General features: G+C 66.0%; 17 protein-coding genes and 1 pseudogene. 6 read left to right on the top strand and 12 right to left on the bottom strand.

Features of this window, described 5'->3' with window-relative positions; all coding sequences use genetic code 11:
* Positions 1–431: 431 nt before the first annotated feature.
* Complete coding sequence (locus J6500_RS30785; RefSeq protein WP_225716460.1) at positions 432–2,636, top strand: putative bifunctional diguanylate cyclase/phosphodiesterase; 2,205 nt, start codon at positions 432–434, stop codon at positions 2,634–2,636.
* A gap of 199 nt (positions 2,637–2,835) precedes the next feature.
* Here the strand turns inward: J6500_RS30785 and J6500_RS30780 are convergent, their stop codons facing one another.
* The 3 genes from J6500_RS30780 to J6500_RS30770 form a co-directional block, all read right to left on the bottom strand.
* Positions 2,836–4,803, bottom strand: a complete 1,968-nt coding sequence (locus J6500_RS30780) for a methyl-accepting chemotaxis protein (RefSeq protein ID WP_225716457.1) — start codon at positions 4,801–4,803, stop codon at positions 2,836–2,838.
* 377 nt (positions 4,804–5,180) lie between these two features.
* Complete coding sequence (locus J6500_RS30775; protein ID WP_225716456.1) at positions 5,181–6,353, bottom strand: acyl-CoA dehydrogenase family protein; 1,173 nt, start codon at positions 6,351–6,353, stop codon at positions 5,181–5,183.
* A 136-nt stretch (positions 6,354–6,489) separates the two neighbouring features.
* Positions 6,490–7,716: an MFS transporter gene (locus J6500_RS30770; RefSeq protein ID WP_225716455.1), complete on the bottom strand. Its 1,227-nt coding sequence runs from the start codon at positions 7,714–7,716 to the stop codon at positions 6,490–6,492.
* Positions 7,717–7,930: 214 nt separating this feature from the next.
* Here J6500_RS30770 and J6500_RS30765 point away from each other — a divergent pair, with 214 nt between their 5' ends.
* Positions 7,931–8,377 carry a methyltransferase family protein gene (locus tag J6500_RS30765; RefSeq protein ID WP_225716454.1) on the top strand — a complete coding sequence of 149 codons (447 nt, stop codon included), beginning with the start codon at positions 7,931–7,933 and terminating at the stop codon, positions 8,375–8,377.
* A gap of 136 nt (positions 8,378–8,513) precedes the next feature.
* Here J6500_RS30765 and J6500_RS30760 read toward each other — a convergent pair whose 3' ends face one another.
* Complete coding sequence (locus J6500_RS30760; RefSeq protein ID WP_225716459.1) at positions 8,514–8,843, bottom strand: hypothetical protein; 330 nt, start codon at positions 8,841–8,843, stop codon at positions 8,514–8,516.
* A gap of 296 nt (positions 8,844–9,139) precedes the next feature.
* On the bottom strand, positions 9,140–10,951 hold the full coding sequence (gene lepA / locus J6500_RS30755; RefSeq protein ID WP_225716453.1) for a translation elongation factor 4: 1,812 nt from the start codon (positions 10,949–10,951) through the stop codon (positions 9,140–9,142).
* 237 nt (positions 10,952–11,188) lie between these two features.
* Here lepA and J6500_RS30750 point away from each other — a divergent pair, with 237 nt between their 5' ends.
* Positions 11,189–12,805 carry a glycosyltransferase family 39 protein gene (locus J6500_RS30750; RefSeq protein WP_225716452.1) on the top strand — a complete coding sequence of 539 codons (1,617 nt, stop codon included), beginning with the start codon at positions 11,189–11,191 and terminating at the stop codon, positions 12,803–12,805.
* Between the two features lie 41 nt (positions 12,806–12,846).
* On the opposite strand, the gene J6500_RS30745 is transcribed toward J6500_RS30750, so the two are convergent.
* From J6500_RS30745 to J6500_RS30725, 5 genes are all read right to left on the bottom strand, one after another.
* Positions 12,847–13,173 carry an HPr family phosphocarrier protein gene (locus J6500_RS30745; RefSeq protein WP_225716451.1) on the bottom strand — a complete coding sequence of 109 codons (327 nt, stop codon included), beginning with the start codon at positions 13,171–13,173 and terminating at the stop codon, positions 12,847–12,849.
* Positions 13,170–13,571 carry a PTS sugar transporter subunit IIA gene (locus J6500_RS30740; RefSeq protein ID WP_021076632.1) on the bottom strand — a complete coding sequence of 134 codons (402 nt, stop codon included), beginning with the start codon at positions 13,569–13,571 and terminating at the stop codon, positions 13,170–13,172. The genes J6500_RS30745 and J6500_RS30740 overlap by 4 nt, the downstream gene beginning before the upstream one ends.
* An 87-nt stretch (positions 13,572–13,658) precedes the next feature.
* The gene (locus J6500_RS30735; RefSeq protein WP_225716450.1) at positions 13,659–14,225 is read right to left on the bottom strand and encodes an HPr kinase/phosphorylase; all 567 of its coding nucleotides are present in this window, start codon (positions 14,223–14,225) and stop codon (positions 13,659–13,661) included.
* Positions 14,222–15,952, bottom strand: a complete 1,731-nt coding sequence (locus J6500_RS30730; RefSeq protein ID WP_376707878.1) for a sensor histidine kinase — start codon at positions 15,950–15,952, stop codon at positions 14,222–14,224. The genes J6500_RS30735 and J6500_RS30730 overlap by 4 nt, the downstream gene beginning before the upstream one ends.
* Before the next feature lie 183 nt (positions 15,953–16,135).
* Positions 16,136–16,837 carry a response regulator transcription factor gene (locus tag J6500_RS30725; RefSeq protein ID WP_225716449.1) on the bottom strand — a complete coding sequence of 234 codons (702 nt, stop codon included), beginning with the start codon at positions 16,835–16,837 and terminating at the stop codon, positions 16,136–16,138.
* A gap of 237 nt (positions 16,838–17,074) precedes the next feature.
* Between J6500_RS30725 and J6500_RS30720 the strand changes: the two genes are divergently transcribed.
* The 3 genes and pseudogenes from J6500_RS30720 to J6500_RS30710 all read left to right on the top strand — a co-directional run bounded on the left by J6500_RS30720 (position 17,075) and on the right by J6500_RS30710 (position 20,171).
* Entirely contained in the window at positions 17,075–17,809 is a 735-nt protein-coding gene (locus tag J6500_RS30720; RefSeq protein WP_225716448.1) for a HugZ family pyridoxamine 5'-phosphate oxidase, read from the top strand.
* 13 nt (positions 17,810–17,822) lie between these two features.
* Positions 17,823–18,245 (top strand): annotated as a pseudogene (locus J6500_RS30715) (CHAT domain-containing protein); the annotation flags it as partial.
* A 309-nt stretch (positions 18,246–18,554) separates the two neighbouring features.
* Positions 18,555–20,171, top strand: coding sequence for a phosphoenolpyruvate carboxykinase (locus J6500_RS30710; protein ID WP_225716447.1), 1,617 nt, complete (start codon positions 18,555–18,557; stop codon positions 20,169–20,171).
* Positions 20,172–20,263: 92 nt separating this feature from the next.
* Here the strand turns inward: J6500_RS30710 and rocF are convergent, their stop codons facing one another.
* Together rocF and J6500_RS30700 are read right to left on the bottom strand one after the other, a co-directional pair.
* Entirely contained in the window at positions 20,264–21,241 is a 978-nt protein-coding gene (gene rocF, locus J6500_RS30705; RefSeq protein WP_225716446.1) for an arginase, read from the bottom strand.
* Between the two features lie 95 nt (positions 21,242–21,336).
* A complete protein-coding gene (locus tag J6500_RS30700; RefSeq protein ID WP_225716445.1) occupies positions 21,337–22,155 on the bottom strand; it encodes an acyl-CoA thioesterase in 819 nt (272 codons plus the stop codon).
* Positions 22,156–22,477 lie beyond the last annotated feature (322 nt).

Genomic DNA, 22,477 nt, shown 5'->3' with positions numbered 1-22,477 from the left:
AAGCGCGATGAGGTTTGGTTGAATCGTCATCAGGCTTCAGCTCTTTGTTTGAGCATGATCTTTTCGGAAAACCGCTTCGCACTTTTCCGGATCATGTTCTAGGTTTCGCTTGCGAAGGCGCAGCGCCTTAACCCTGCGCTAACCCTCTTGCGCACTGACACATATTCGTGCGCGTGAAGCGGATTTCGGCGCAATCATTGGGCAATGGTGCCGGCATTGACGCGATGCTCACCATGCGCTGCCGCTTTCTCGATCCGCGCACCCGGTTGATGTCATCCGGATGACGACGGCCGCTTGCGCGCTGCGCGCATTCGCCTCGAAAGCAGGCAAGCGGCCGGCGCGTTCCGATGCCGCTGCTCGGCGAGAGATACCAATTTTTCAGACACTTATCGCAGAAATGTCATCGAGCTGGAATGCGCGTGGGGCGTCCGATGCCGATGATGCGGCCAAAGAAAACCAAGAAGCCAAAGCTGACCAAAGTATCCCGCGTCCGGGATCGCCGGTCCAAGCCGCTGCCACAACTCTCGGGCAGTTCGCGCCGCACGGCGGTCGAGATCGGCGAGTTGGTGCGCCAGCGCGCCCAGGCCGAGGCGGCGATCGCCGAGGCGCGCAAGTCCAATGAGCGCCTGCGCGAGGCGATCGATCTCCTGCCGCAGGGCATCGTGTTCCTCGACTCCGACGGCCGCTACATCCTCTGGAACAAGAAATACTCGGAAATCTACCAGCGCAGCTCCGACCTGTTCGAGCCCGGCGTGCGGCTGGAAGACACCATCCGCGTCGGCGTCGCGCGCGGCGATTATCCGGAGGCTGCGGGCCGCGAGGAGGCGTGGATCGCCGAGCGGCTGCAGAAGATGTATCAGCCGGGCGAGCGGCACGAGCAGGTGCTGGCCGACGGCCGCGTCGTGCTGATCGAGGAGCGGCTGACCTCCGATGGCGGCATCGTCGGCCTGCGCGTCGACATCACTGAATTGAAGCAGCGCGAGGCCTCGTTCCGCCTGCTGTTCGACGGCAATCCGGTGCCGATGATCCTGTGCACGCTGGATGGCGAGCACATCATCGCCGTCAACGACGCGGCGATCTCGCATTACGGCTATGTCCGCGCCGAATTCGAGCGGATGACGATCCGCAGCCTGCAGGCGTTTGATGCGGAGCTGCCCTGGGCCACCGGCCGCAGCAGCGACGAGCAGGCGGCGCGGACCTGGAAGCATGTGCGCGCCGACGGCACGCTGATCGACCTTGCGATCTACTCGCGCCAGCTGACGCATGGCGACCAGCCGGCGATGCTGCTCGCGCTGATGGACATCACCGAGCGCAAGCGCGCCGAGGCGCGGCTCGCCTTCATGGCGCAGCATGACGGCCTGACCGGCCTGCCGAATCGCAACCTGCTGCGCCAGCAGATGGACGAGATGCTGCAGCACACCCGCCGCTCGACCGACAAGATCGCGGTGCTGATGCTCGGGCTCGACAATTTCAAGGCGGTCAACGACACGCTCGGCCACGGCATCGGCGACAAGCTGCTGCGCGGCGTTGCCAAGCGGTTGCGCTCGACCCTGCGCGAGGAGGACGCGCTGGCCCGGCTCAATTCCGACGAGTTCACGATGGTGCAGGTCGGCGTGACGCGGCCCGAGGACGTGGTGCTGCTGGCGCGGCGCATCCTGGATGCGGTCGGCGAGCCCTATCTGCTCGACGGGCATTCGGTGGTGATCGGCGCCAGCATCGGCATCGCGATGTCGCCAGGCGACGGCGAGGATTCCGAGAAGCTGCTGAAGAGTGCCGACATGGCCCTGTCGCGCGCCAAGAGCGATTTTCGCGGCACCTTCTCGTTCTTCGAGGCTGAAATGGATGCGCGCGCCCAGAGCCGCCGCAAGATCGAGCTCGATCTGCGCGATGCGATCCAGAACGAGATCCTGCGGCCGTACTACCAGCCGCTGGTCGATCTCACGAGCGGCCGCATCACGGGCTTCGAGGCGCTGGTGCGCTGGCCGCATCCGGAGCGCGGCATGGTCTCGCCCGCCGAGTTCATCCCGGTCGCCGAGGAGACCGGCCTGATCAACCCGCTGGGCGGGCTGATGCTGCACCGCGCCTGCATGGACGCCGCGCAGTGGCCGGACGATGTCCGCGTCGCGGTCAATCTGTCGCCGCTCCAGTTCCGCACCGGCAATCTGCTGTCTATCGTCACCGACGCGCTCAGGCAATCGGGCCTGCCGGCGCGGCGGCTCGAGCTCGAGATCACCGAGACGCTGCTCCTGGAGAAGAGCAGCCAGGTGCTGGCGACGCTGCATGCGCTGCGCGCGCTCGGGGTGCGGATGTCGATGGACGATTTCGGCACCGGCTATTCGAGCCTGAGCTATCTGCGCAGCTTCCCGTTCGACAAGATCAAGATCGACCAGTCCTTCGTGCGCGATCTCGGCGCCAACCCGGACGCCCAGGCGATCGTGCGCTCGATCGTCAGCCTCGGCATCGGGCTCGGCGTCACCATCACCGCCGAGGGCGTCGAGACCGAGTCCGAATTGAGCTGCCTGCGCGCCGAAGGCTGCCACGAGGGCCAGGGCTTTCTGTTCAGCCGCGCCCGGCCGAACGTCGAGGTGGTCAGCCTGCTGCTGGCCCAGCGCGGCGCGGCGGCGCTGGTGGCGTAGCGGAGAGATGTTACCTCGAATCGAGCGTCAGGCTCCGCTTCGCCTCGCCCCGCGTGCGGGGAGAGGCCGGAACGCATCGCTAGATCCGTTCCGGGTGAGGGGGATTCTCCGCGAACGCAGCCATCACCGATTGCGCGGAGGCGGTCCCTCACCCCAACCCTCTCCCGGTAAGAACGGGGGCGAGGGAATGCGCCGCCGCTTAGGCCGCGCTGCGTAGCCCGGCGAGGAAGGTGTCGACGCTGCGCGACAGCGCGGAGGCGTGATCGCCGAGTTGGCCCGATGTCTCCAGCACGTTGCCGGTGAGGGCGCGGGATTGGCCGGCGGCTTCGCTCGCGCCGGCGATATTGGCGGAGACCTCGCCGGTCCCGGCGGATGCCTGCTGTACGCTGCGGGCGATCTCCCGCGTCGCCGAATCCTGCTGCTCGACGGCGGCCGCGATCGCGGTGGCGATGCCCGAGATCTCGCGGATCGTGCTGCTGATGTCGCCGATGGCGCTGACGCAATTGCCGGTGGCCGACTGGATCGCGCTGACCTGGCCGGCGATCTCCTCGGTGGCCTTGGCGGTCTGGCTTGCCAGTCCCTTGACCTCAGCGGCGACCACCGCAAAGCCGCGGCCGGCCTCGCCGGCACGCGCGGCCTCGATGGTGGCGTTGAGCGCCAGCAGGTTGGTCTGGCTGGCGATCGCGCTGATCAGGCGCAGCACGTCGCCGATCCTCTCGGCGGATGCCGCGAGGCTCGTGACCATCTCGGTGGTCTCCCTGGCCTTCACCACGGCGTTGTCGGCAACCTGGGCGGAGTGGGTGACCTGGCGGCCGATCTCGCTGATCGACGACGCCAGCTCTTCGGTCGCCGCCGCGACGGCATTGACGCTGGCCGACGCCTCCTCGGACGCGGCGGCGGCCGCCGAGGTCCGCTCCGAGGTGCCGTTGACGCTGCTGGTGATCTCGCCGGCGACGCGCTGCATGGCGCCCGACGACTGCGCGACGGCGGCGACCATGCCCTTGACGTCGGCCTCGAACCGGTCGGCCATCTGCCGCTGAAGAGCGCGCTTCTCGGCCTCGCCCTTCGCCTTGTCGGCCTCCTGCGCCTCGCGCAGCGACGAGGTCTCGATCATGCTGCGGCGGAACACGTCGACAGCCTTGGCCATGGTGCCGAGCTCGTCGCGGCGCTCGCTGCCGGGAATCGTGACGCTGGTGTCGCCGCTCGACAGCCGGTTCATCACAGCGGTGATCGCGGTGAGCGGCCGCGACAGGCCGCGGCCGAGCAGGAAGGCGAGCAGCACGGCCGCGGCGAGGATCGCGATCGTGCCGAGGATCAGGTTGCGCTGCGCGCTTGCCGCCGCGGCTTCATAGTCGCTGGTGTCCTTGACGATCTCGAGCACTGCGACCGGCTCGCCGGCATAATTCTTGATCTGCCCGAGATAGAGCTCCACCGCGTGGCCGTCGAGCGTGGCGTCGCGCAGCAGGGCCGCGCCGTTCATCACGCGTTTGAGCTCGTCCTGGGTCGCGACCACGGTGTCGCCGAACGTCGAGGACAGCCGCTTGAAGCTCTGGCCGTCGAAGGAATGCACGGCGAGGTCGATGCCGAAGCGCTTCTTGGCGCGGTCGACGAACTCCTTGCCGAAGGCGGCGCCGACGTCGACATTGGCCAGCGTCTTGCCGTCGCGCATGATCGGGGTCATGCCGAAGATCGACAGCGCTTCGCGGCCGGGCTCAACGCCGACGATCGGCTTGCCGTCCCTGATCGATTCCACCACCGTGGCCCGCCGCGCGGAGGCGTCGTCGCCGAACACCTTCGGCGCGTGGACCCGGTAGAAGCTGGTCGCCGGGGCCTGCCAGAACGAGATCAGCGGGATGCCTTGCGCCTTGATCGCGGCGCCGGGGTCGCCGAGCAGTTTGCCGAGGCCGTCGCGGTCGCCCTTGGCGATGGCATCGCCGACCGGCGGCAAGGCGGCGATCACCGCCGAGACCGCGAGCGCGGCGCGGCCCTCATAGTCGATCGCCGCAATCACGCTGTCATATTGCAGCTTGAGCTGCTGATCGAGCGCGAGCCGGGTCAGCGCACGCTGCTGGCTGATAGAGAAGCCGCCGAGAATGGCGCAGGCGACCGCAACGGTCAGGGAAATCGCCAGGATCAGGCGGGCGGCAATCGATCGAAGCGTGAACATGGGACCGGTGGAACTCCAGGCATTAGCGCCAGCCGCAACGTCTCAGAAAAAGCTTAACAACTGCGCGCTATCGCGGCTTGCAGCATGATCGCGGCGCCGACATGATTGGCGGAATCGTGCTCAAACAATGGGCGGAAGCGCGATCGCGCCAAGCCATGATGGGGCTTACTTCTAGCGGCGGACGCCGCTGCACCTCGCCCCGCGTGCGGGGAGAGGTCGGAACGCATCGCAAGATGCGTTCCGGGTGAGGGGGAGTCTTCGCGAGCTCGACTATCACCGTCTGGGCGGAGACGGCCCCTCTCCCCAACCCGCTCCCCGTAAGAGCGGGGAGAGAGGGTACAGCGACCTTGCCGCAACTCGATCTCATCCCATACACCCTAGCGCGCCGTCGGCGCAGCGCCGAGGTTGCCTGCAAGGATCGCCTTGCCGGCGTCCTCGTAGTGGGTGTCGCGGGCCTGGATCTGCTGTGCGATCGCGTGCATGTCGCGGAAGCGCCGCTCGAACGGGTTCTTGGCGAACACCGCCGTCGCGCCCGACATGTGATAGGCGATATCGACCACGGATGCCGATTGGTGGATGGTCCAGGTCGAGGCGATGCGGATCGCGATGCGGTGTGCCTCGGTGAGCGGCTCGCCGCGCGCGAGATCGCGCCAGACGTCATTGGCGGTGGTGTAGAGATAGGCGCGCGCGGCGCGCAGGCTGGCCTCGGTGCGGCCGATCTGGCCCTGCACCGCGTTGTTGTCGCGCATCGCTTTCAGGCCCTGCGGGATCTTGCTGCGCGCGAGCTCGGTCGCCGCATCCAGCATGGCGCGCGCGACGCCGAGCGAGGTGGCGGCAAAGCCCATGCTGAACACCATGTTGGTGGAGAGCTTGTAGAGCGGGCCGCCTTCGCGGCACGCCGCGGGATCGTCGCGCAGCGCGGCGAATTTGTCCGGGATGAACAGGTTCTCGACCGAATAGGAATCGGTGCCGGTGCCCTTCAGCCCGATCACGTCCCAGACGTCGTACATCGTGGCCGATGACATCGGGAACAGGATGGTGCGGATTTCCGGCGAACCGTCAGCCTTCTTGCGCGGCGTGCCGTCGGCCTCGACGACGCGGACATGGGCGCCGAGCCAGCTTGCCTGGCGCGAGCCCGAGGCAAAGTCCCAGCGCGCATTGGCGCGATAGCCGCCGGGCTCGGCGCGGACCTCGTGCGCGATTGCGCCCCAGGCGAGGATGCCGGGCGCGGTGTTGAAGATCTCGTTGGCGGCATCGGGATCGAGATAGGCCGCGGTCATTGCGCAGACACTGCACTGGCCGAGGCACCAGGCCGTCGACGCATCGGCCTTGGCGATCTCCTCCTGCATCTGCATGAACACCTCGAGCGGCGCCTCGGCGCCGCCAAAGCTCTTCGGCAGCAGCGCGCGGTACAGCCCGTTCTCGACCAGCGCCGATGTGACCGTCGGCGTCAGCCGCCGCGTCCGCTCGATCTCGTCGGCCTCACTGATGATGAGCGGCTGCAACGCACGCGCGCGCTCGACGAGATCGAAACCCTGCGGTTTGTTCATGCGCTTCCTCGGCCCGTTTTCGCGTTGTTGTTGGGCGGGCGCGCGAATGGTGGCGCATCCGGCTGACAAGGGCAAGGTGGGATGCCACCGCGCAGATCAGCCATCCGATGCGCGAGACATCGGCAATGCAATCGGCTCAAGCCGCGGCGCGGCCGAGATCGAGCGACGGCCGGCGCCTCGACGGGAAGCTCAGCGCAACGGCGACGGCGGCGAGGCCGATGGCGAAGGAACCGGCGTGCAGCCACGTATAGCCGTGGAACGTGTCGTACACATAACCGCCGGCCCATGGTCCGAGCGCCATGCCGAGGCTGGCGAACGCCGACACCGCGCCGAACACGGTGCCCATGATGCGCGCGCCGAAGAATTCGCGCACCAGCACCGCATAGAGCGGCATCACCCCGCCATAGGCGAGGCCGAACACGACCGACAGCGCGTAGAACTCACCGAGCCGCGCCACTGCGAGATAGGTCGCGATCGCGAGCGCCTGCACCAGGAGGCCGCCGACCAGCACCGGCTTGGCGCCGAGACGATCAGCTAGCACGCCGAGCAGCAGGCGTCCGCCAAGGCCGGAGAAGCCGGCGAGGCTGTAGACGGTGACCGCGGTGAGCGGCGCGATGCCGCAGACCATCGCATAGGACACCATGTGGAAGATCGGCCCGGAATGCGCCGCGCAGCAGGCGAAATGCGCGCCGGCCAGCGCGACGAATTGCGGCGTCCGCAGTGCCTGCGCCGCGGTCCATTCGGTCTCCGGTGCGCTCGCGGCCGCCGCGTTCGCGACCTCCGATCCGCGCGGCGCCGGCCGCACCAGAAAGCAGGCCGGGATCAAGAGCGCCCACGAGGCGATGCCGATGACGAACATCGCGATGCGCCAGTCATAGGCTGTGATCAGCCAGCTTGCGGTCGGCGCCACCGTCACCGGCGACACGCCCATGCCGGCGGAGACCAGCGCCACCGCGAGGCTGCGATGCTTCTCGATCCAGGCGCTGGCGAGCGCCATCATCGGCGCATAGAAGCTGCCGGCAGCGATGCCGATCAGCACGCCGAAGCAGAGCTGGAATTGCCAAAGGCTCTGCGCCTGGCTCGCCGTCACCAGTCCGAGCCCGAGCAGCACGCTGCCGGCCAGCACGACGATGCGGGTGCCGAAGCGGTCGGACAGCGCGCCCCAGGCGAACGCCGCAAAGCCCATGAACAGGAAATCCAGCGTCGCCGCCGCCGAGACGCCGGCGTGCGACCAGCCCATCGCATCCGAGATCGGCTGCAGGAACACCGCGAGCGACAGCATGGTGCCGAAGCCGACGCAGGTCATCAGCGCACCGGCGCCGACGACAACCCAGCCATAGTCGAAGCGACCGGCCTTGCTCATGCGTTTCCCTCCGCCCGTTTTGTTTCTTGTTGGCCGGCAGCGGATGGTGGCCCATCCGATCGATCGGGGCAAGGTGAGGCGGCCGGTTGCAGATCCGCTATGCCATGTCGCGCCACATTGACCTCGGTCGCCTCACGCCCCCAAAAGCGAACAAATTGTCGCGGTAACGGACGTGACGACGGCGATGGCGCATCAATCCTCGCGAGGCTCGGCCATGCTCAAGCTTCCTCCGCCCGTTTGGACGTTGATCTACATTCTTCTCGCCACGGTGCTGAGCTGGTCGCTCGGCTGGCCGACGCCACCCGGCCTGCCGATTCCTCCGTCGGGAATCGCGCTGGTGGTGATCGCGTTCGTTCCGCCGGTGTGGGCATTCATGCTGTTTCAGCGCGAGGGCACCGAGATCGAACCGACATCGCCGAGCAATCGCGCGCTGGTCACGCGCGGTCCCTACCGGTTCACTCGGAATCCGATGTATTCAGGCCTCGTGCTGCTCGCGCTGGGCATCGCGATCTGGGTCGGGGCGTGGCCGATGTTCATCGCGCCAATCGCCGTGTTCGCCACCACCAACTGGGTGCACATCCCGTTCGAGGAAGCCAAGATGCGCCGCCAGTTCGGCGCAGCCTATGACGACTATGTCGTGCGGGTGCGGCGCTGGCTGTGAAGGGGCCGAAGCGGTTGCTGCAGCCAAGGCGTGATGAAGTTAGGTTGAGCTCGAGCGGCGTCGAAGGTCCACCTCTCCCCGTCGGGGAGAGGTGCACCGAAACCGGGGCGAAACCGCTTCAACTCGACTTCACGCTTCACCCGCAATTCCAGGCGCGTCCGATCGGCGTCCAGGTCCAGCACGGACCGAAGCTGCCGCCATTGTAGCGCCCGCGATAGAAGCCGGGCCGGCCGAAATAGTGCCAGTCGCCGCCATAGTAATATTGCGGCGAATAGTCCGGATAGCCGCGGGCCGCGCCGCGCGGACCGAACACCGGAATGGTCTCGTTGGGCGGCTGCCGGTAACCGGGCAGGAAGCCATAGCCATGCCAGCGGGCGGACTGCCGCTTCTTCGAGGAAGCGGCCGAGCTCGGATCAGGCCGCAGCAATGCGAGAATGACGATCGAAAGGGAGAGGATGCGCAACATCATCGCAGTCTAATCTTGACGCCGCGCCATGGCGATTCAAATCGTGGGGCGTTTGTTGCTGGGACAAGGGTGGACATCATCCCGCGCCCTCAAGCGGCGTCTCAGCTGTCGACCTTCAGCGCGGCAATGAAGCTTTCCCCCGGCATGCCGACCTTACCGAAGGGCCGCATCTTCGCGCTTCTGGTCTTCGAAAGCGGATTACCCCAATACCCTGACCGACACCGGCCGGCTCCTTTGCATGGGGTTGTTTTCGCGGTTTTGGCTAGAGCGCGACTGGCGACAGCGCGTTCGCGGCCTCAGCTATCCACCTTCAGCGCGGCGATGAAGGCTTCCTGCGGGATGTCGACCTTGCCGAACTGCCGCATCTTCTTCTTGCCTTCCTTCTGCTTCTCCAGAAGCTTGCGTTTGCGGGTGATGTCGCCGCCGTAGCATTTTGCGGTGACGTCCTTGCGCAGCGCGCGGACGGTTTCGCGCGCGATCACCTTGCCGCCGATCGCCGCCTGGATCGGGATCTGGAACATGTGCGGCGGGATCAGCTCCTTCATCTTCTCGACCATGGCGCGGCCGCGGCCCTCGGCGCGGGTGCGATGCACCAGCATCGACAGCGCGTCGACCGGTTCGGCGTTGACCAGGATCTGCATCTTGACGAGGTCAGCCGGCTTGTAGTCCGTGAGATGATAGTCGAACGAGGCGTAGCCCTTGGAGACCGACTTCAGCCGGTCGTAGAAATCGAACACCACCTCGTTGAGCGGCAGGTCATACTTCACCATGGCGCGGGAGCCGACATAGGTCAGCTCCTTCTGCGAGCCGCGGCGGTCCTGGCACAGCTTCAGCACGCTGCCGAGATATTCGTCGGGGGTGAGGATGGTGGCCTCGATCCACGGCTCCTCGATCTCGGCGATCTTGACCACATCGGGCATGTCGACCGGGTTGTGGATCTCGAGCTCGGTGCCGTCGGTCAGCTTCATCTTGTAGATGACGCTCGGCGCGGTCGCGATCAGGTTGAGGTCGAACTCGCGCGACAGCCGCTCCTGGATGATCTCCAGATGCAGCAGCCCGAGGAAGCCGCAGCGGAAGCCGAAGCCGAGCGCGGCCGAGGTTTCCATTTCGTAGGAGAAGCTCGCATCGTTGAGACGAAGCTTGCCCATCGCCGCGCGCAGCGTCTCGAAGTCGTTGGCGTCGACCGGGAACAGGCCGCAGAACACCACCGGGATCGCCGGCTTGAAGCCGGGCAGCATCTCGCTGATCGGCTTCCTGTCGTCGGTGATGGTGTCGCCGACCCGGGTGTCGGCGACTTCCTTGATCGCGGCAGTGATGAATCCGATCTCGCCGGGGCCGAGCTCCTCGACCTGCTCCATCTTCGGCGTGAAGAAGCCGACGCGCTCGATGTCGTAAGCGGCGCCGGTGCCCATCATGCGGATGCGCTGGCCTTTCTTCATCACGCCGTCGACGACACGGATCAGCACGACGACGCCGAGATAGACGTCGTACCAGCTGTCGACCAAGAGCGCCTTGAGCGTCGCGTCGCGGTCGCCTTTCGGCGGCGGCAGGCGGGTGACGATCGCTTCCAGCACATCGGGCACGCCGAGGCCGGTCTTGGCCGAGATCATCACGGCGTCGGACGCATCGATGCCGATCACGTCCTCGATCTGCTGCTTGACCTTGTCCGGCTCGGCGGCGGGCAGGTCGACCTTGTTGAGGACCGGCACGATCTCGTGATTGTTGTCGAGCGCCTGGTAGACATTGGCGAGCGTCTGCGCCTCGACGCCCTGGCTGGCGTCGACCACCAGCAGGGAACCCTCGCAGGCCGCCAGCGACCGCGACACCTCGTAGGCGAAGTCGACATGGCCGGGCGTGTCCATCAGGTTGAAGATGTAATCCTTGCCGTCCTTGGCGCGGTAGTTCAGCCGGACGGTCTGCGCCTTGATGGTGATGCCGCGCTCGCGCTCGATATCCATCGAATCGAGCACCTGCTCCTTGCCCGCCATTTCGCGATCCGACAGGCCGCCCGTCATCTGGATCAGGCGGTCGGCCAGGGTCGATTTGCCATGGTCGATATGGGCGACGATGGAGAAGTTGCGGATGTTGGAAATCGGGGCAGTTGTCATGGGCGCGGGATAGCATCCGCACCCCCGCGCGGGCAACCACAATGCGGTATTTTGCAGCCGTATGACGGCGAATCGCGAAGCCGTTTGGGGCAGGCTGGCGTGATCAATTCGAGGCATGTTCCTGCTGGTACTACCCCCCGGTTTCGCCAAAAACCGTACTCGAACAGTGGCGGCGCTGGAGGCGTTCTCACGCCAAGCTGATTTCACTGAGCACAAAAACGCGCTAGGCACGGGACCATGTCGACTGCCTCTTACCTTCCCGCGACGCGGCGCGCGCGCCGCAAGCTGACGGTGCGCCGGAGTGCCGCATGGCTTGCCGCGCGTGCCAGCGATCCCAGGACCGGCCTCTGGCTGGTGATCGGCTTCGCGCTGCTCCACGCGCTGCTGTGGACCGCGATCCTGATCAAGCTGAAGGCCGCGCAGGACGTCCATATGGACGTCGCCGAGGCCTATGCCTGGGGCCAGCGCTTCCTGCTCGGCTACGGCAAGCATCCGCCGCTGTCGGGCTGGATCGCCGGCGTCTGGTTCAGGATCTTCCCGGTCGCCAACTGGTCGACCTACCTGCTCGCGATGACCACCGTGAGCTCCGCGCTGGTGGTCTGCTGGCTGATCGCGGTGCGCGTCGTCGACCGCCGCCGCGCGTTCTTCGCCGTCGTGATGCTGGCGCTCTACCCGATCTTCAATTTCAAGGGCTTCAAGTACAATGCGGACCTGGCGCAGCTGCTGCCGCTGCCGCTCCTGGTGCTGGCCTATCTGAACGCGTTCGAGAAGCGCAGCGTGAAATCCGGCCTCTTGCTCGGCTTTGCCGGCGCGCTGGCGCTGATGACCAAATACTGGGTGGTGACGATGATCGGCGCCATCGGGCTTGCCGCGCTGCTCCATCCGGAGCGGCGTCTCTTCCTGCGCTCGCCGGCGCCGTGGGTCGCGATCGGCACGATGCTGGTCGCCATGATCCCGCATCTGATCTGGCTCGAGGAGGTGAACTTCCTGCCGTTCACCTATGCCGGGGACGTCTATGCGCTGCACAGCCGCGCGCTCAACGTCCAGCACGTGATCGGCTATATCGGGCACAATCTCGCCCTGCTCGCCGTGCCGGTCGTGCTGTCGTTGCTCGCGCTGCTGGCGGTGGTGCTGGTGCGCTGGCGGCGCTCGGGCGTGCTGGCCTGGGTCTGGTCGCGCGGGCCCAATGCGGCGGTCAATCTACCGCAGGCGATCAACGTCTGGCTGATCCAGCTGATCGTCGCGATCGGACCGCCGCTCGGCGCGCTGGCGTTCTCGGTCTACATCAAGACCGACTGGGGCATCCCGCTGTTCTTCCTGGTGCCGCTCGCGCTGGTCGCGATTCCGACGCTGCGGCTGCCGCGCGTGGCACTGTTTGCGGTCACGGCGATCTGGTTCGCGGTCACGATCGCGACGCTAGCCGCGGCGCCGAGCATCGCCACGCGGGAACTGGCATCGAACCGCACCGGCGCCTCGACCTATGCCGCGCGCTCCGAGCTCGCGCGCGAGCTGACCGAGATCTGGCAGCGCAAATTCCATTCGCGTTGGGCGGTGGTCGTCGCGCGCTCCGACGTCGCCGAGCCGATGACATTCTACAGCCCCGACCATCCGGCGGCGATCATGCCGGGCGAGGCGTGGTCGTCCGGACTGACATCGCTCGATGAGGCGAGGCGTCTCGGCTTCATCGGCGTCTGCGACAGCAGGGAGCCGGAATATCAGGTGCCGTGCGAGCAGTGGATGGCGGAGCACGCCAAGGATGCCGAGCAATTGGTGATGACCACGCAGCGCTTCTTCCAGGGCCATCCCGGCCCGTCGAGGGTCTGGAAAGTCTATCTGGTGCCGCCGGCGAAGTAGCGGTTCTTCGCCTCTACGGACGCGCCTAATTCGCGCGCCGCCTACGTGCCTTCTTCGTTGAACTTGCTGGCGACGAGCTCGGCGATCGCGTCGAGCGCCTGCTGCGCTTCCTCGCCCTTGGCGGAGACCACGACGGTGGTGCCGGGGCCGGCCGCGAGCATCATCAACCCCATGATCGAGGTGCCGCCGACGGTCTCGCCGCCGCGGGTGACCCAGACCTCGGCGTTGAAGCGCTCGACCATCTGGACGAACTTCGCCGAGGCCCGCGCGTGCAGGCCGCGTTTGTTGATGATCAGGAGTTCGCGGGAGATCGCGCCCGCTGGCACGCCCGGGCCGACGTCGTTGGTGCCCGGGACCTCGCCGCTCATTTGCCTGCGAGCACGCGGCTGGCGATGGTGACGTATTTGCGGCCGGCTTCCTGCGCCATCGCGATGGCGTCGGGCAGCGAACGCTCCTCGCGCACCTTGGCGAGCTTGACCAGCATGGGAAGATTGATGCCCGCGAGCACTTCCACCTTGGGGCGGCTCATGCAGGAGATCGCAAGGTTGGACGGCGTGCCGCCGAACATGTCGGTGAGGATCGCGACGCCATCGCCGCTGTCGACGCGATTCACCGCTTCGATGATGTCGCTTCGACAGAGATCGGAATCGTCCTCGGCTCCGATCGTAATTGCTTCAATTTGTTTCTGCGGACCCATCACGTGTTCGAGCGCCGCTCTGAACTCGTCGGCAAGGCGCCCATGGGTCACCAGCACTAGACCAATCATCGGAAACTCCTCGCGGGCGCTCTTTGGTGCACCGCACGAACGCGCCACTTTGACCATCCAGAGGCCCTGCGCAAGAGGGCATCTTGGCTAGTCTCCCTGATCCTGGCGGTAGAGAGGGGAGGCTGCGCCGCCTAAATCCGGCGCGATAGTGGATGTGATATGGTTACCAATTCCCTTCTCACAATTGTCCGCAAGATTACGGGAACATGAACTTTCGGTTGTCGTCAGCGCTGCGACAACTAGCGGCAGGGGTTGAAAACCGAACGCAACGGGAATCCGAGGTACCAAAACACCATTAAGGTGAACCGTGAGCGCCTCCGGCGGGGGCAGCCGCTCCGCGTCGTCAGCGGCGAGGTCGACCACCAGTCCCACCACGGCCTCGGCCGCGAACGGGCAGTGCCGGATTCCGAGACCCCGGATCTCGATCAAGCCCGCCAATTGCCGCGCCGGCCGGACCCACAATTGTTCGCCGGCTGTGTCGAGATGGACACGGTCATCACCCACCAAAATGGCCGGCGGAAGCTGTCCGGTGCGCCCGGCGAGAATCAGGTCGAATGCCAGGCGCGACTTGCCGGCGCCCGACGGACCGCGGATCAGCACTGCACGCTCGCCGACCAGAACGGCGGAAGCGTGCACGCTTGAATTGTCGCTCATAGTGCCGGCAGCCTGACCACGAAGCGCGCGCCGGCGATCGTGGGCTTGCCGTCCTCATCGGCGGCTCCGGGACGGTTTTCCGCCCAGATGCGTCCGCCATGCGCTTCGATGATCTGCTTGGAGATCGAAAGACCGAGGCCCGAATTCTGGCCAAAACCCTGATGCGGCCGGTCGGTGTAGAAGCGCTCGAAGATCCGCTCCAGCGCATCCTCGCCGATGCCCGGCCCGTCGTCGTCGACGACGATTTCGATCTCGCCGCGCACGCGGCGGCAGACGATGCGCACCTTGTCGCCGGGCCTGGAGAACGATTGCGCGTTCGACAACAGGTTCGAGATCACCTGGCCGAGCCGTGAATCATGGCCGGGCACCGACAGCGTGTCGATCGGGCTGCGGCCCTCGAAACGGGCTTCGACCGCGACGTCGTGGCCGAGCCGGGTCTCGTTGGCGACGCCGGTCAGCGTCGTCAGCAGCCGGCGCAGGTCGACCGGCGCCATGTCCTGGCGCTGCAACTCGGCATCGAGACGGCTCGCATCCGAGATGTCGGAAATCAGGCGGTCGAGCCGCTTGACGTCGTGTTCGATCACGGCGAGCAGCCGCGCGCGGCTGTTCTCGTTGCGCGCCAGTGGCAGCGTCTCGACCGCGGAGCGTAGCGAGGTCAGTGGGTTCTTCAGCTCATGGGCGACGTCGGCAGCGAACATCTCGATCGCCTCGATGCGGCTGTACAGCGCGTTGGTCATGTCGCGCAGCGCGCCGGAGAGATGGCCGATCTCGTCGCGGCGGCCGGTGAAATCGGGGATTTCGACGCGGGTCTGGATACGATGGCGGACGCGCTCGGCGCCGTCGGCAAGCCGCCGCACCGGACCTGCGATTGTGCTCGCCAGCAGCAGCGACAGCACGATCATCACGGCGGATGCGACGCCGCCGACCTTCAGGATGGCGAGGCGCTCGGCCATTACAAGTTGATCGATGTCGTCGCCCTGCGTCGTCAGCATCAGCGCGCCGCGCACGGCGCGGAAATGCTGCACGGGCACGGCGACCGAGACCACCACCGCGCCGCGCTCGGTGACGCGCACCATGCTGCTCTTCATGCCCTCGAGCGACTGGCCGACTTCGGCATAGCCCTTGCCGCCTTCGGGCCCGAGCTCGCGATAGATCGGCAGGTCGCCGCGGTTGAGCCAGGTCTTGATCGCGATCTTGCTCTTCTCGTACAGCGAGGGCACGTCCGACGGCGGCGGCAGCTCGAAGCGCAGCACATCGCCGCGTGCGAACAGATTGCGGCTGTCGAGGATCAGTCCGCCGTCGCGGTCGAAGATCCGCGCCCGGGTCTTGGTCGGTGCGATCAGCCGCCGCAGGATCGGCGCGACGCGCTCGGGATTGATCGGGAAATCCGCCGACTCGTCCGGCGTGCCGATGCTTTCGCCGGGCTTGAGGTCGAGGAAGCGGTCGGGATCGAAGGTGGTGGTGTTGCCCTCGACGGTCGCCGATGCCGCGATCGCCTCCGAGATGATCTCGGCATAGACCAGGAGGCTCTGGGTGCGGGCCTCGATCAGGCCCTGCCTGAACTGCGACAGATAAAGGATGCTGGCGACCAGCGCGACCAGGCCGGCGAGGTTGAGCGAGACGATGCGGCGCGTCAGGCTCGAGAACGACAGCGCGAAGAAGAACTGACCGGCCCGGCGCAGCCAGCCGAGCGGCCGCCGCCAGCCTTTGTCTGCGTCGTCGGCCACGGCGTCCTGCTCGAGGAGCTGCCGCGCGTCCTCGTTGTTCAGTCCCTGCTCGAGCTGCGTTCGATCAAGCACTGGTCAAACTGCCGGGTTGGATTGGATGTCGTCCCGCGAAGCGGGCGCCTGCGCAAGCTTACCTCAGCCGCAAGGGCCCTGTCAGTTAACAAACCCTCCGCAAGGCGCAGATCAGGCTTCCTTGAAGCGGTAGCCGACGCCGTACAACGTCTCGATCATCTCGAACTCGTCGTCGACCATCTTGAACTTCTTGCGCAGCCGCTTGATGTGGCTGTCAATGGTGCGGTCGTCGACATAGACCTGGTCATCATAGGCCGCATCCATCAGCGCGTTGCGGCTCTTGACGACGCCGGGGCGGGTGGCGAGCGCCTGCAGGATCAGGAATTCGGTCACCGTCAGCGTCACCGGCTCGTTCTTCCAGGTGCAGGTGTGGCGCTCCGGGTCCATCCGCAGCAGGCCGCGATCGAGCGCGCGGGCATCGGGCTCCTTCGGCGGGGCGGTCGGATCCTTGGGCTGGCCGCGGCGGAGCACGGCCTTGACGCGTTCGACCAGGAGGCGCTGCGAGAACGGCTTGCGGATGAAATCGTCGGCGCCCATTTTCAGGCCGAACAATTCGTCGATCTCTTCATCCTTGGAGGTGAGGAAGATCACCGGCAGGTCGGACTTCTGGCGCAACCGGCGCAGCGTCTCCATTCCGTCCATCCGCGGCATCTTGATGTCGAGGATCGCAAGGTCCGGCGGCGAGGTACGAAAACCATCCAGCGCCGACGCACCGTCCGTGTAGGTCATGATGCGATAGCCTTCGGCTTCGAGCGCGATCGAGACGGAGGTGAGAATGTTGCGGTCGTCGTCGACCAAGGCGATTGTGGGCATGAGCTGCTTTCACAATGAGAGTGGCTTGACGGCGGGGCATTCCAGCATCGCGCCGTATAAAGGGCTTCGAACGCGGCCACCGAGCAATGCAAGCTGGGCTGAAGTGTGACCGAGTTCCGCAAAAATAAGGTTCTGCGGCCCGTGCGTTGGACCCCATATAGCACCCTATGACCATGAGGAAAGGCCCTTTTTTCTTAAGAAAGCCGGCCTGTTCCGCAATATGATGACCCGATTGCCATGGAACCGACCGCCGATTTCGACCCCGCCCGGCTGGCCCGCTCGCTGCTCCGCCGCAGCCGCCAGGGCGCGCTTGCAACCCTGATGGCCGGCACCGGCGATCCCTATTGCTCGCTGGTCAATCTCGCCAGCCACCCGGACGGCTCGCCGATCATGCTGATCTCCCGCCTGGCGCTGCACACCAAGAATATCCTGGCCGATAGTCGGGTGTCGTTGATGCTGGACGAGCGTGCCGAGGGCGATCCCCTCGAGGGGGCGCGGATCATGCTGGCCGGACGGGCCGAGGAGGTTACGGAGGCCCAGCGGGAGCTCGCGCAGCGGCGCTATCTCGGTGCCCAGCCTTCTGCGGAGGCCTTTGTCGAATTTAAGGATTTTTCGTTTTTCGTGATCCGTCCGAGCGGCGCTCATCTGGTCGCCGGGTTCGGCCGCATCGTCGACCTCAAGCCGGGCCAGTTCCTGACCGATCTCGACGGTGCCGCGCCCCTGCTCGCGGCCGAGGCGGGCGCAGTGGCGCATATGAACGAGGATCATCGCGAGGCCATGAACCTCTACGCCACCCGCCTGCTCGGGGCCCACAGCGCCGACTGGATCTGCACCGGCTGCGACCCCGACGGCATGGACATGCAGGCCGGCCGCAACACGCTGCGGCTCGACTTCCCGGAGCGCGTCACCGACGGCACCGCGCTGCGCAAGATGCTGGTCCGCCTCGCCGCCGAAGCCCGCGCCAGGGGATAGCGATAGGCTCGACGACGCCGCGACGCTTGCGGAACCTTCTCTGGTCTTGAGCATTCCCACACAGCCGTCGGATTTTGAGGACGGGCTGCTCACCTTGAGCAAGGTCGCACAGCTCAAGCTCAACGGCGATTGGGTGGTGCTATCTGCATGCAACACGATAGCCGGCGACTAGCCCGGTGCCGAAGCCCCGTCGGGGCTGGCGCGCCATGCGGGCGCACGCGCGCTGCTGGTGTTGCACTGGTCGGTCGATTTCGAGGCCGCAACGCGCCTGACCACATCGACATTCGATCGCCTGAAGGCCGATCCGAAGCTCGGCCGCGCCGAGGCGCTGCGCCAGGCCATGCTGGCGTATATCAACGACACATCGTCGCCGCGAAATGCATATCCGGCATTCTCGGCGCCCCTTGCCCTGATCGGCGAGGGCGCGGCGCGCTGACTGGCACCATTTGTGCATCGCAACGTCTCGATATCGGGGAGAACGGCGGCGAAACGCCGCTCGACTCCTTTGAAAACAAAGCGAAAGCAAAACGAAACGCTCCCGCGCTGCGGCATTTGCGTCAGATGATGATCAGCCTGCCTTGGAATAAACCAAAAGCCAGTCGACTAGCTTGGCAAGCCCGGCGTTCCCCACTATTAGGTCGCCGGACCGGGGCCGGAAGGCTATATTCAACAGGCGGTCACCGCGGCGGGGCGCGATTGGCGACATTTGCGCGAACAAGGATACGCGGGTTCGAGGAGGTTCTTCGTGCAAGAGACGGGCGTGCATAACGGTGCCTTCGGTGCCGACAAATTCGGCTTAAAAAATCTCAAGGGCGTGCATTGGAACTATGGTGCACCCCAGCTCTACGAGCACTCGCTGCGTAATGGCGAAGCGGTGCTTTCGGCCGATGGCGCACTTTGCGCGGATACCGGTGAGTTCACCGGCCGCAGCCCGAAGGACAAGTTCACGGTTCGCGACGGCCTGACCGACAAGAGCATGTGGTGGGCCGGCAACCAGTCGATTACCTCGGAGCAGTTCGCTGCGCTCTATGCCGACTTCCTCAAGCATGCCGAAGGCATGACGCTGTTCGCGCAGGATCTCTACGGCGGTGCCGATGCCAAGCATCGCATCAAGACGCGCGTCTTCACCGAGCTCGCCTGGCACTCGCTGTTCATCCGCACGCTGTTGATCCGCCCCGACGTGTCGGAGCTCGCAAGCTTCGTGCCGGAGCTCACCATCATCGACCTGCCGAGCTTCCGCGCCGATCCGAAACGTCACGGCGTGCGCTCGGAGAACGTCGTCGCGATCGATTTCGCCCGCAAGATCGTCCTGATCGGCGGGTCTTATTATGCCGGCGAGATGAAGAAGAGCGTCTTCACCACGCTGAACTTCTACCTGCCCGAGAAGGGCGTGATGCCGATGCACTGCTCGGCCAATGTCGGCCCCGACGGCGACAGCGCGATCTTCTTCGGGCTGTCAGGCACCGGCAAGACCACGCTCTCGGCCGATCCCAAGCGCACGCTGATCGGCGATGACGAGCACGGCTGGAGCGAGGACGGCATCTTCAATTTCGAAGGCGGCTGCTACGCCAAGTGCATCAAGCTTTCCGCCGAGGCCGAGCCCGAGATCTACGCCGCCAGCAAGCGCTTCGGCGCGGTGCTGGAGAACGTCGTGCTCGGCGAGCGCGACCGCGTGCCTGATTTCGACGACGGCTCGAAGACCGAGAACACCCGCTCGGCCTATCCGCTCGATTTCATTCCCAACGCCTCGCGCACCGGCTGCGCGCCGCATCCCAAGAACGTGGTGATGCTGGCCGCAGACGCTTTCGGCGTGATGCCGCCGATCGCCAAGCTGACGCCGGCGCAGGCGATGTACCACTTCCTATCCGGCTACACCGCGAAGGTCGCGGGCACCGAGCGCGGTCTCGGCAACGAGCCGCAGCCGGAATTCTCGACCTGCTTCGGCTCGCCGTTCCTGCCGCGCGATCCCTCGGTCTACGGCAATCTGCTGCGCGAGCTGATCGCCAAGCACAATGTCGACTGCTGGCTGGTCAACACCGGCTGGACCGGCGGCAAATACGGCACCGGCCGCCGCATGCCGATCAAGGTGACGCGCGCGCTGCTCACCGCCGCGCTCAATGGCTCGCTGCGCAATGCCGATTTCCGCACCGACAAGTATTTCGGCTTCGCGGTGCCGACCTCGCTGCCGGGCGTCGAGCCGCACATCCTCGACCCGATCAAGACCTGGGCCGACAAGGCCGAGTTCGACAAGACCGCGCGTGCGCTGGTCGGCATGTTCGCCAAGAATTTTGCCAAGTTCGAAGCGCAAGTCGACGCCGAAGTCCGCGCCGCCGCGCCCGAGGTGAAGCTGGCGGCGGAGTAAGCGGCACGCGGCGAATAGCGAATGGCGAGTAGCGATTAGGTGCTCGCCAATTCCTGCTATTCGCTACTGCCTATTCGCCATTCGCGATTTCCCTACTCCCCCATCTCCGGAAGCACGGCGTTGCTCGGCGTCTGGCGGTCCGTGATCTGCAATCCGAACAGGCTGCCGATCAGTTCGACAGCAACTCGCGCCGTGCGGCCGCGCTCGTCGAGGAAGGGGTTGAGCTCGACGATGTCGAGCGAGCGCACCAATCCGGAATCGTGCAGCAGCTCCATGATGAGATGGGCTTCCCGATAGGTCGCGCCGCCTGGCACCGTGGTGCCGACGCCGGGCGCTACCGCTGGATCGAGGAAATCGACATCGAACGAGACATGCAGCACGCCGTTCTTGGCGCGCACGCGCTCGATCACGCGGCGGGTCAGCACGGCGACGCCGAACTCGTCGATCTGGCGCATGTCCGCGATCGCGACGTTGCGCTGCCGCAGCAGCTTGCGTTCCAGCGGGTCGATCGAACGCGCGCCGATCACGTCGAGCTGGCTCGGCGGGATGGTCGCGCGCGGCAGTCCGCCAAGGAGGTCGTCGAGCCCCGGCTCGCCGCACAGGAACGCCGCCGACATGCCGTGCATGTTGCCGGTGATGGTGGTAGCCGGCGTGTTGTAGTCGGTGTGGGCGTCGACCCACAGCGCGAACAGCGGCCGGCCCTTCTCCTGCCAGTAGCGCGCGACGCCGTTGATCGAGCCCATCGACAGCGAATGGTCGCCGCCCATGAAGATCGGGATCGCGCCGGAATGCGCCAGCCAGTAGGCGCGCTCGGATAGCGCGCGGGTCCAGGTCTTGACCTCGTCGTAGAACTTCGTGCTCGCCGGCACCGGGCCGTCGCTGACCACGGCCGGGATCGCCAGATTGCCGTGGTCGTCAACGGCAAAGCCGAGCTGCTCCAGCAGCCGCGCGATCCCCGCGGTGCGCAGCGCGTCCGGCCCCATCAGCGGGCCGGGCTGCGATGCGCCGATCTCGATGGGAACGCCGAGCAGCGCGATGCGCTGATGCTTTGAATTGTCGGCTTCGGACATGCGGCATGGCTCCCAAAGGCTTGGAACAGAAGCGACCCGCTAATGTTCCCTCAAGCCTTGAAATAGGCAATCCGCCGCGATCCGGCCTTTGTGGATTACGCCTTGAAATAGGCGATCTGCGTCGTGGTCGCGAGCAGGCGGCCGGAGGGTGACCACAATTCGCCGTGCTGGTCGCCGTAGCTCTTGTGGAACGTCTTGGCGTCGGCGACCGCGAGCAGACGGGTGGTGTCCTCGGCTTCGAGATCGGTCGCATCGGCATGGAAATAGGTCGTCAGCGACACCGTACCGAACGGCACCAGTTCGTTGCGCGCGTGAAAGATACGGCCGAAGAACGCATCCGACATCGACATCAGCGACAGCGCGTCGACCTTGCGCGGCACGCGGTCGGCCATCCAGAGCTTCGAGTACGGGCTCACCGGCTCCTTCAGCGCGGCGCCGCCGATATCAGGCTTGCCCGTGTCGAAGCGGAAGTCGTATTGGTTGGCCCAGGTCATCGCGAGCTTCGGATACGGCCGCAGCTCCTCGAAGGGCCTGGCGCCGGGAAAGCCGGCCGGCTGGTGCGACCATGACGGCCGCCGTTCGGCGAACACGGCGGTCGCCAGCGTCGCGACCTCGCCGCCGCCCTGCGTCATCTCGACCGACCAGTGCTGGCTCGACCGGTTGGCCTTCACCAGCCGCACATCGAGATCGAACACGCCCTCGGCGACCGGCGCGCAGTAATTGACCGTCAGCGCCAGTGGATCGCCGGCACGCTGCGGATGCTGCATCACCGCCCGCAAAATCGTCGCCGCCGTGCAGCCGCCGAACGGGCCGACGAACGCCCAGTAGTCCGGGCTGGTCCGGCCCTGCCATCGGCTGTCGCCCGCGGTGACGGCGGTGGCTTCATCGAACAGGTGCGGGGTCTTGGTGAGCATAATGATCCTTGATGCAAATTTGCGCCGCCGTCACTGCGAGGAGCCACCGGGTCCCGCCTTCGGCCGGCCCGACGTTAAACTCCGCGACGAAGCAATCATGGCTCCGCATACGTGGAATGATGGATTGCTTCGCTTTGCTCGCAATGACGCTCGACATACAATATCGCGAGCGACAGCGCCGAATTCAATGACGCCAGGCGTCATTGATTTCCGCGCCCCGGGATTATCCCTTCGCCTCGCGCTGCGAGCCGATCTGCGGCGATGCGCTCGGGTGCACCGGCACGTGCCAGATGTCCTCGGCATATTCGCGGATGGTGCGGTC

It is taken from the genome of Bradyrhizobium semiaridum (genome assembly GCF_020329505.1).
In the GTDB taxonomy this organism is placed as follows: Bacteria; Pseudomonadota; Alphaproteobacteria; order Rhizobiales; family Xanthobacteraceae; genus Bradyrhizobium; species Bradyrhizobium semiaridum.
This window is presented reverse-complemented; position numbering and strand designations above follow the sequence as displayed.

Excerpts from the sequence above, each read along its gene's own strand:
- J6500_RS30785 (WP_225716460.1), top strand. The coding sequence starts at position 432 with ATGCCGATGATGCGGCCAAAGAAAACCAAGAAGCCAAAGCTGACCAAA.
- J6500_RS30780 (WP_225716457.1), bottom strand. The coding sequence starts at position 4,803 with ATGTTCACGCTTCGATCGATTGCCGCCCGCCTGATCCTGGCGATTTCC.
- J6500_RS30775 (WP_225716456.1), bottom strand. The coding sequence starts at position 6,353 with ATGAACAAACCGCAGGGTTTCGATCTCGTCGAGCGCGCGCGTGCGTTG.
- J6500_RS30770 (WP_225716455.1), bottom strand. The coding sequence starts at position 7,716 with ATGAGCAAGGCCGGTCGCTTCGACTATGGCTGGGTTGTCGTCGGCGCC.
- J6500_RS30765 (WP_225716454.1), top strand. The coding sequence starts at position 7,931 with ATGCTCAAGCTTCCTCCGCCCGTTTGGACGTTGATCTACATTCTTCTC.
- J6500_RS30760 (WP_225716459.1), bottom strand. The coding sequence starts at position 8,843 with ATGTTGCGCATCCTCTCCCTTTCGATCGTCATTCTCGCATTGCTGCGG.
- lepA (WP_225716453.1), bottom strand. The coding sequence starts at position 10,951 with ATGACAACTGCCCCGATTTCCAACATCCGCAACTTCTCCATCGTCGCC.
- J6500_RS30750 (WP_225716452.1), top strand. The coding sequence starts at position 11,189 with ATGTCGACTGCCTCTTACCTTCCCGCGACGCGGCGCGCGCGCCGCAAG.
- J6500_RS30745 (WP_225716451.1), bottom strand. The coding sequence starts at position 13,173 with ATGAGCGGCGAGGTCCCGGGCACCAACGACGTCGGCCCGGGCGTGCCA.
- J6500_RS30740 (WP_021076632.1), bottom strand. The coding sequence starts at position 13,571 with ATGATTGGTCTAGTGCTGGTGACCCATGGGCGCCTTGCCGACGAGTTC.
- J6500_RS30735 (WP_225716450.1), bottom strand. The coding sequence starts at position 14,225 with ATGAGCGACAATTCAAGCGTGCACGCTTCCGCCGTTCTGGTCGGCGAG.
- J6500_RS30725 (WP_225716449.1), bottom strand. The coding sequence starts at position 16,837 with ATGCCCACAATCGCCTTGGTCGACGACGACCGCAACATTCTCACCTCC.
- J6500_RS30720 (WP_225716448.1), top strand. The coding sequence starts at position 17,075 with ATGGAACCGACCGCCGATTTCGACCCCGCCCGGCTGGCCCGCTCGCTG.
- rocF (WP_225716446.1), bottom strand. The coding sequence starts at position 21,241 with ATGTCCGAAGCCGACAATTCAAAGCATCAGCGCATCGCGCTGCTCGGC.
- J6500_RS30700 (WP_225716445.1), bottom strand. The coding sequence starts at position 22,155 with ATGCTCACCAAGACCCCGCACCTGTTCGATGAAGCCACCGCCGTCACC.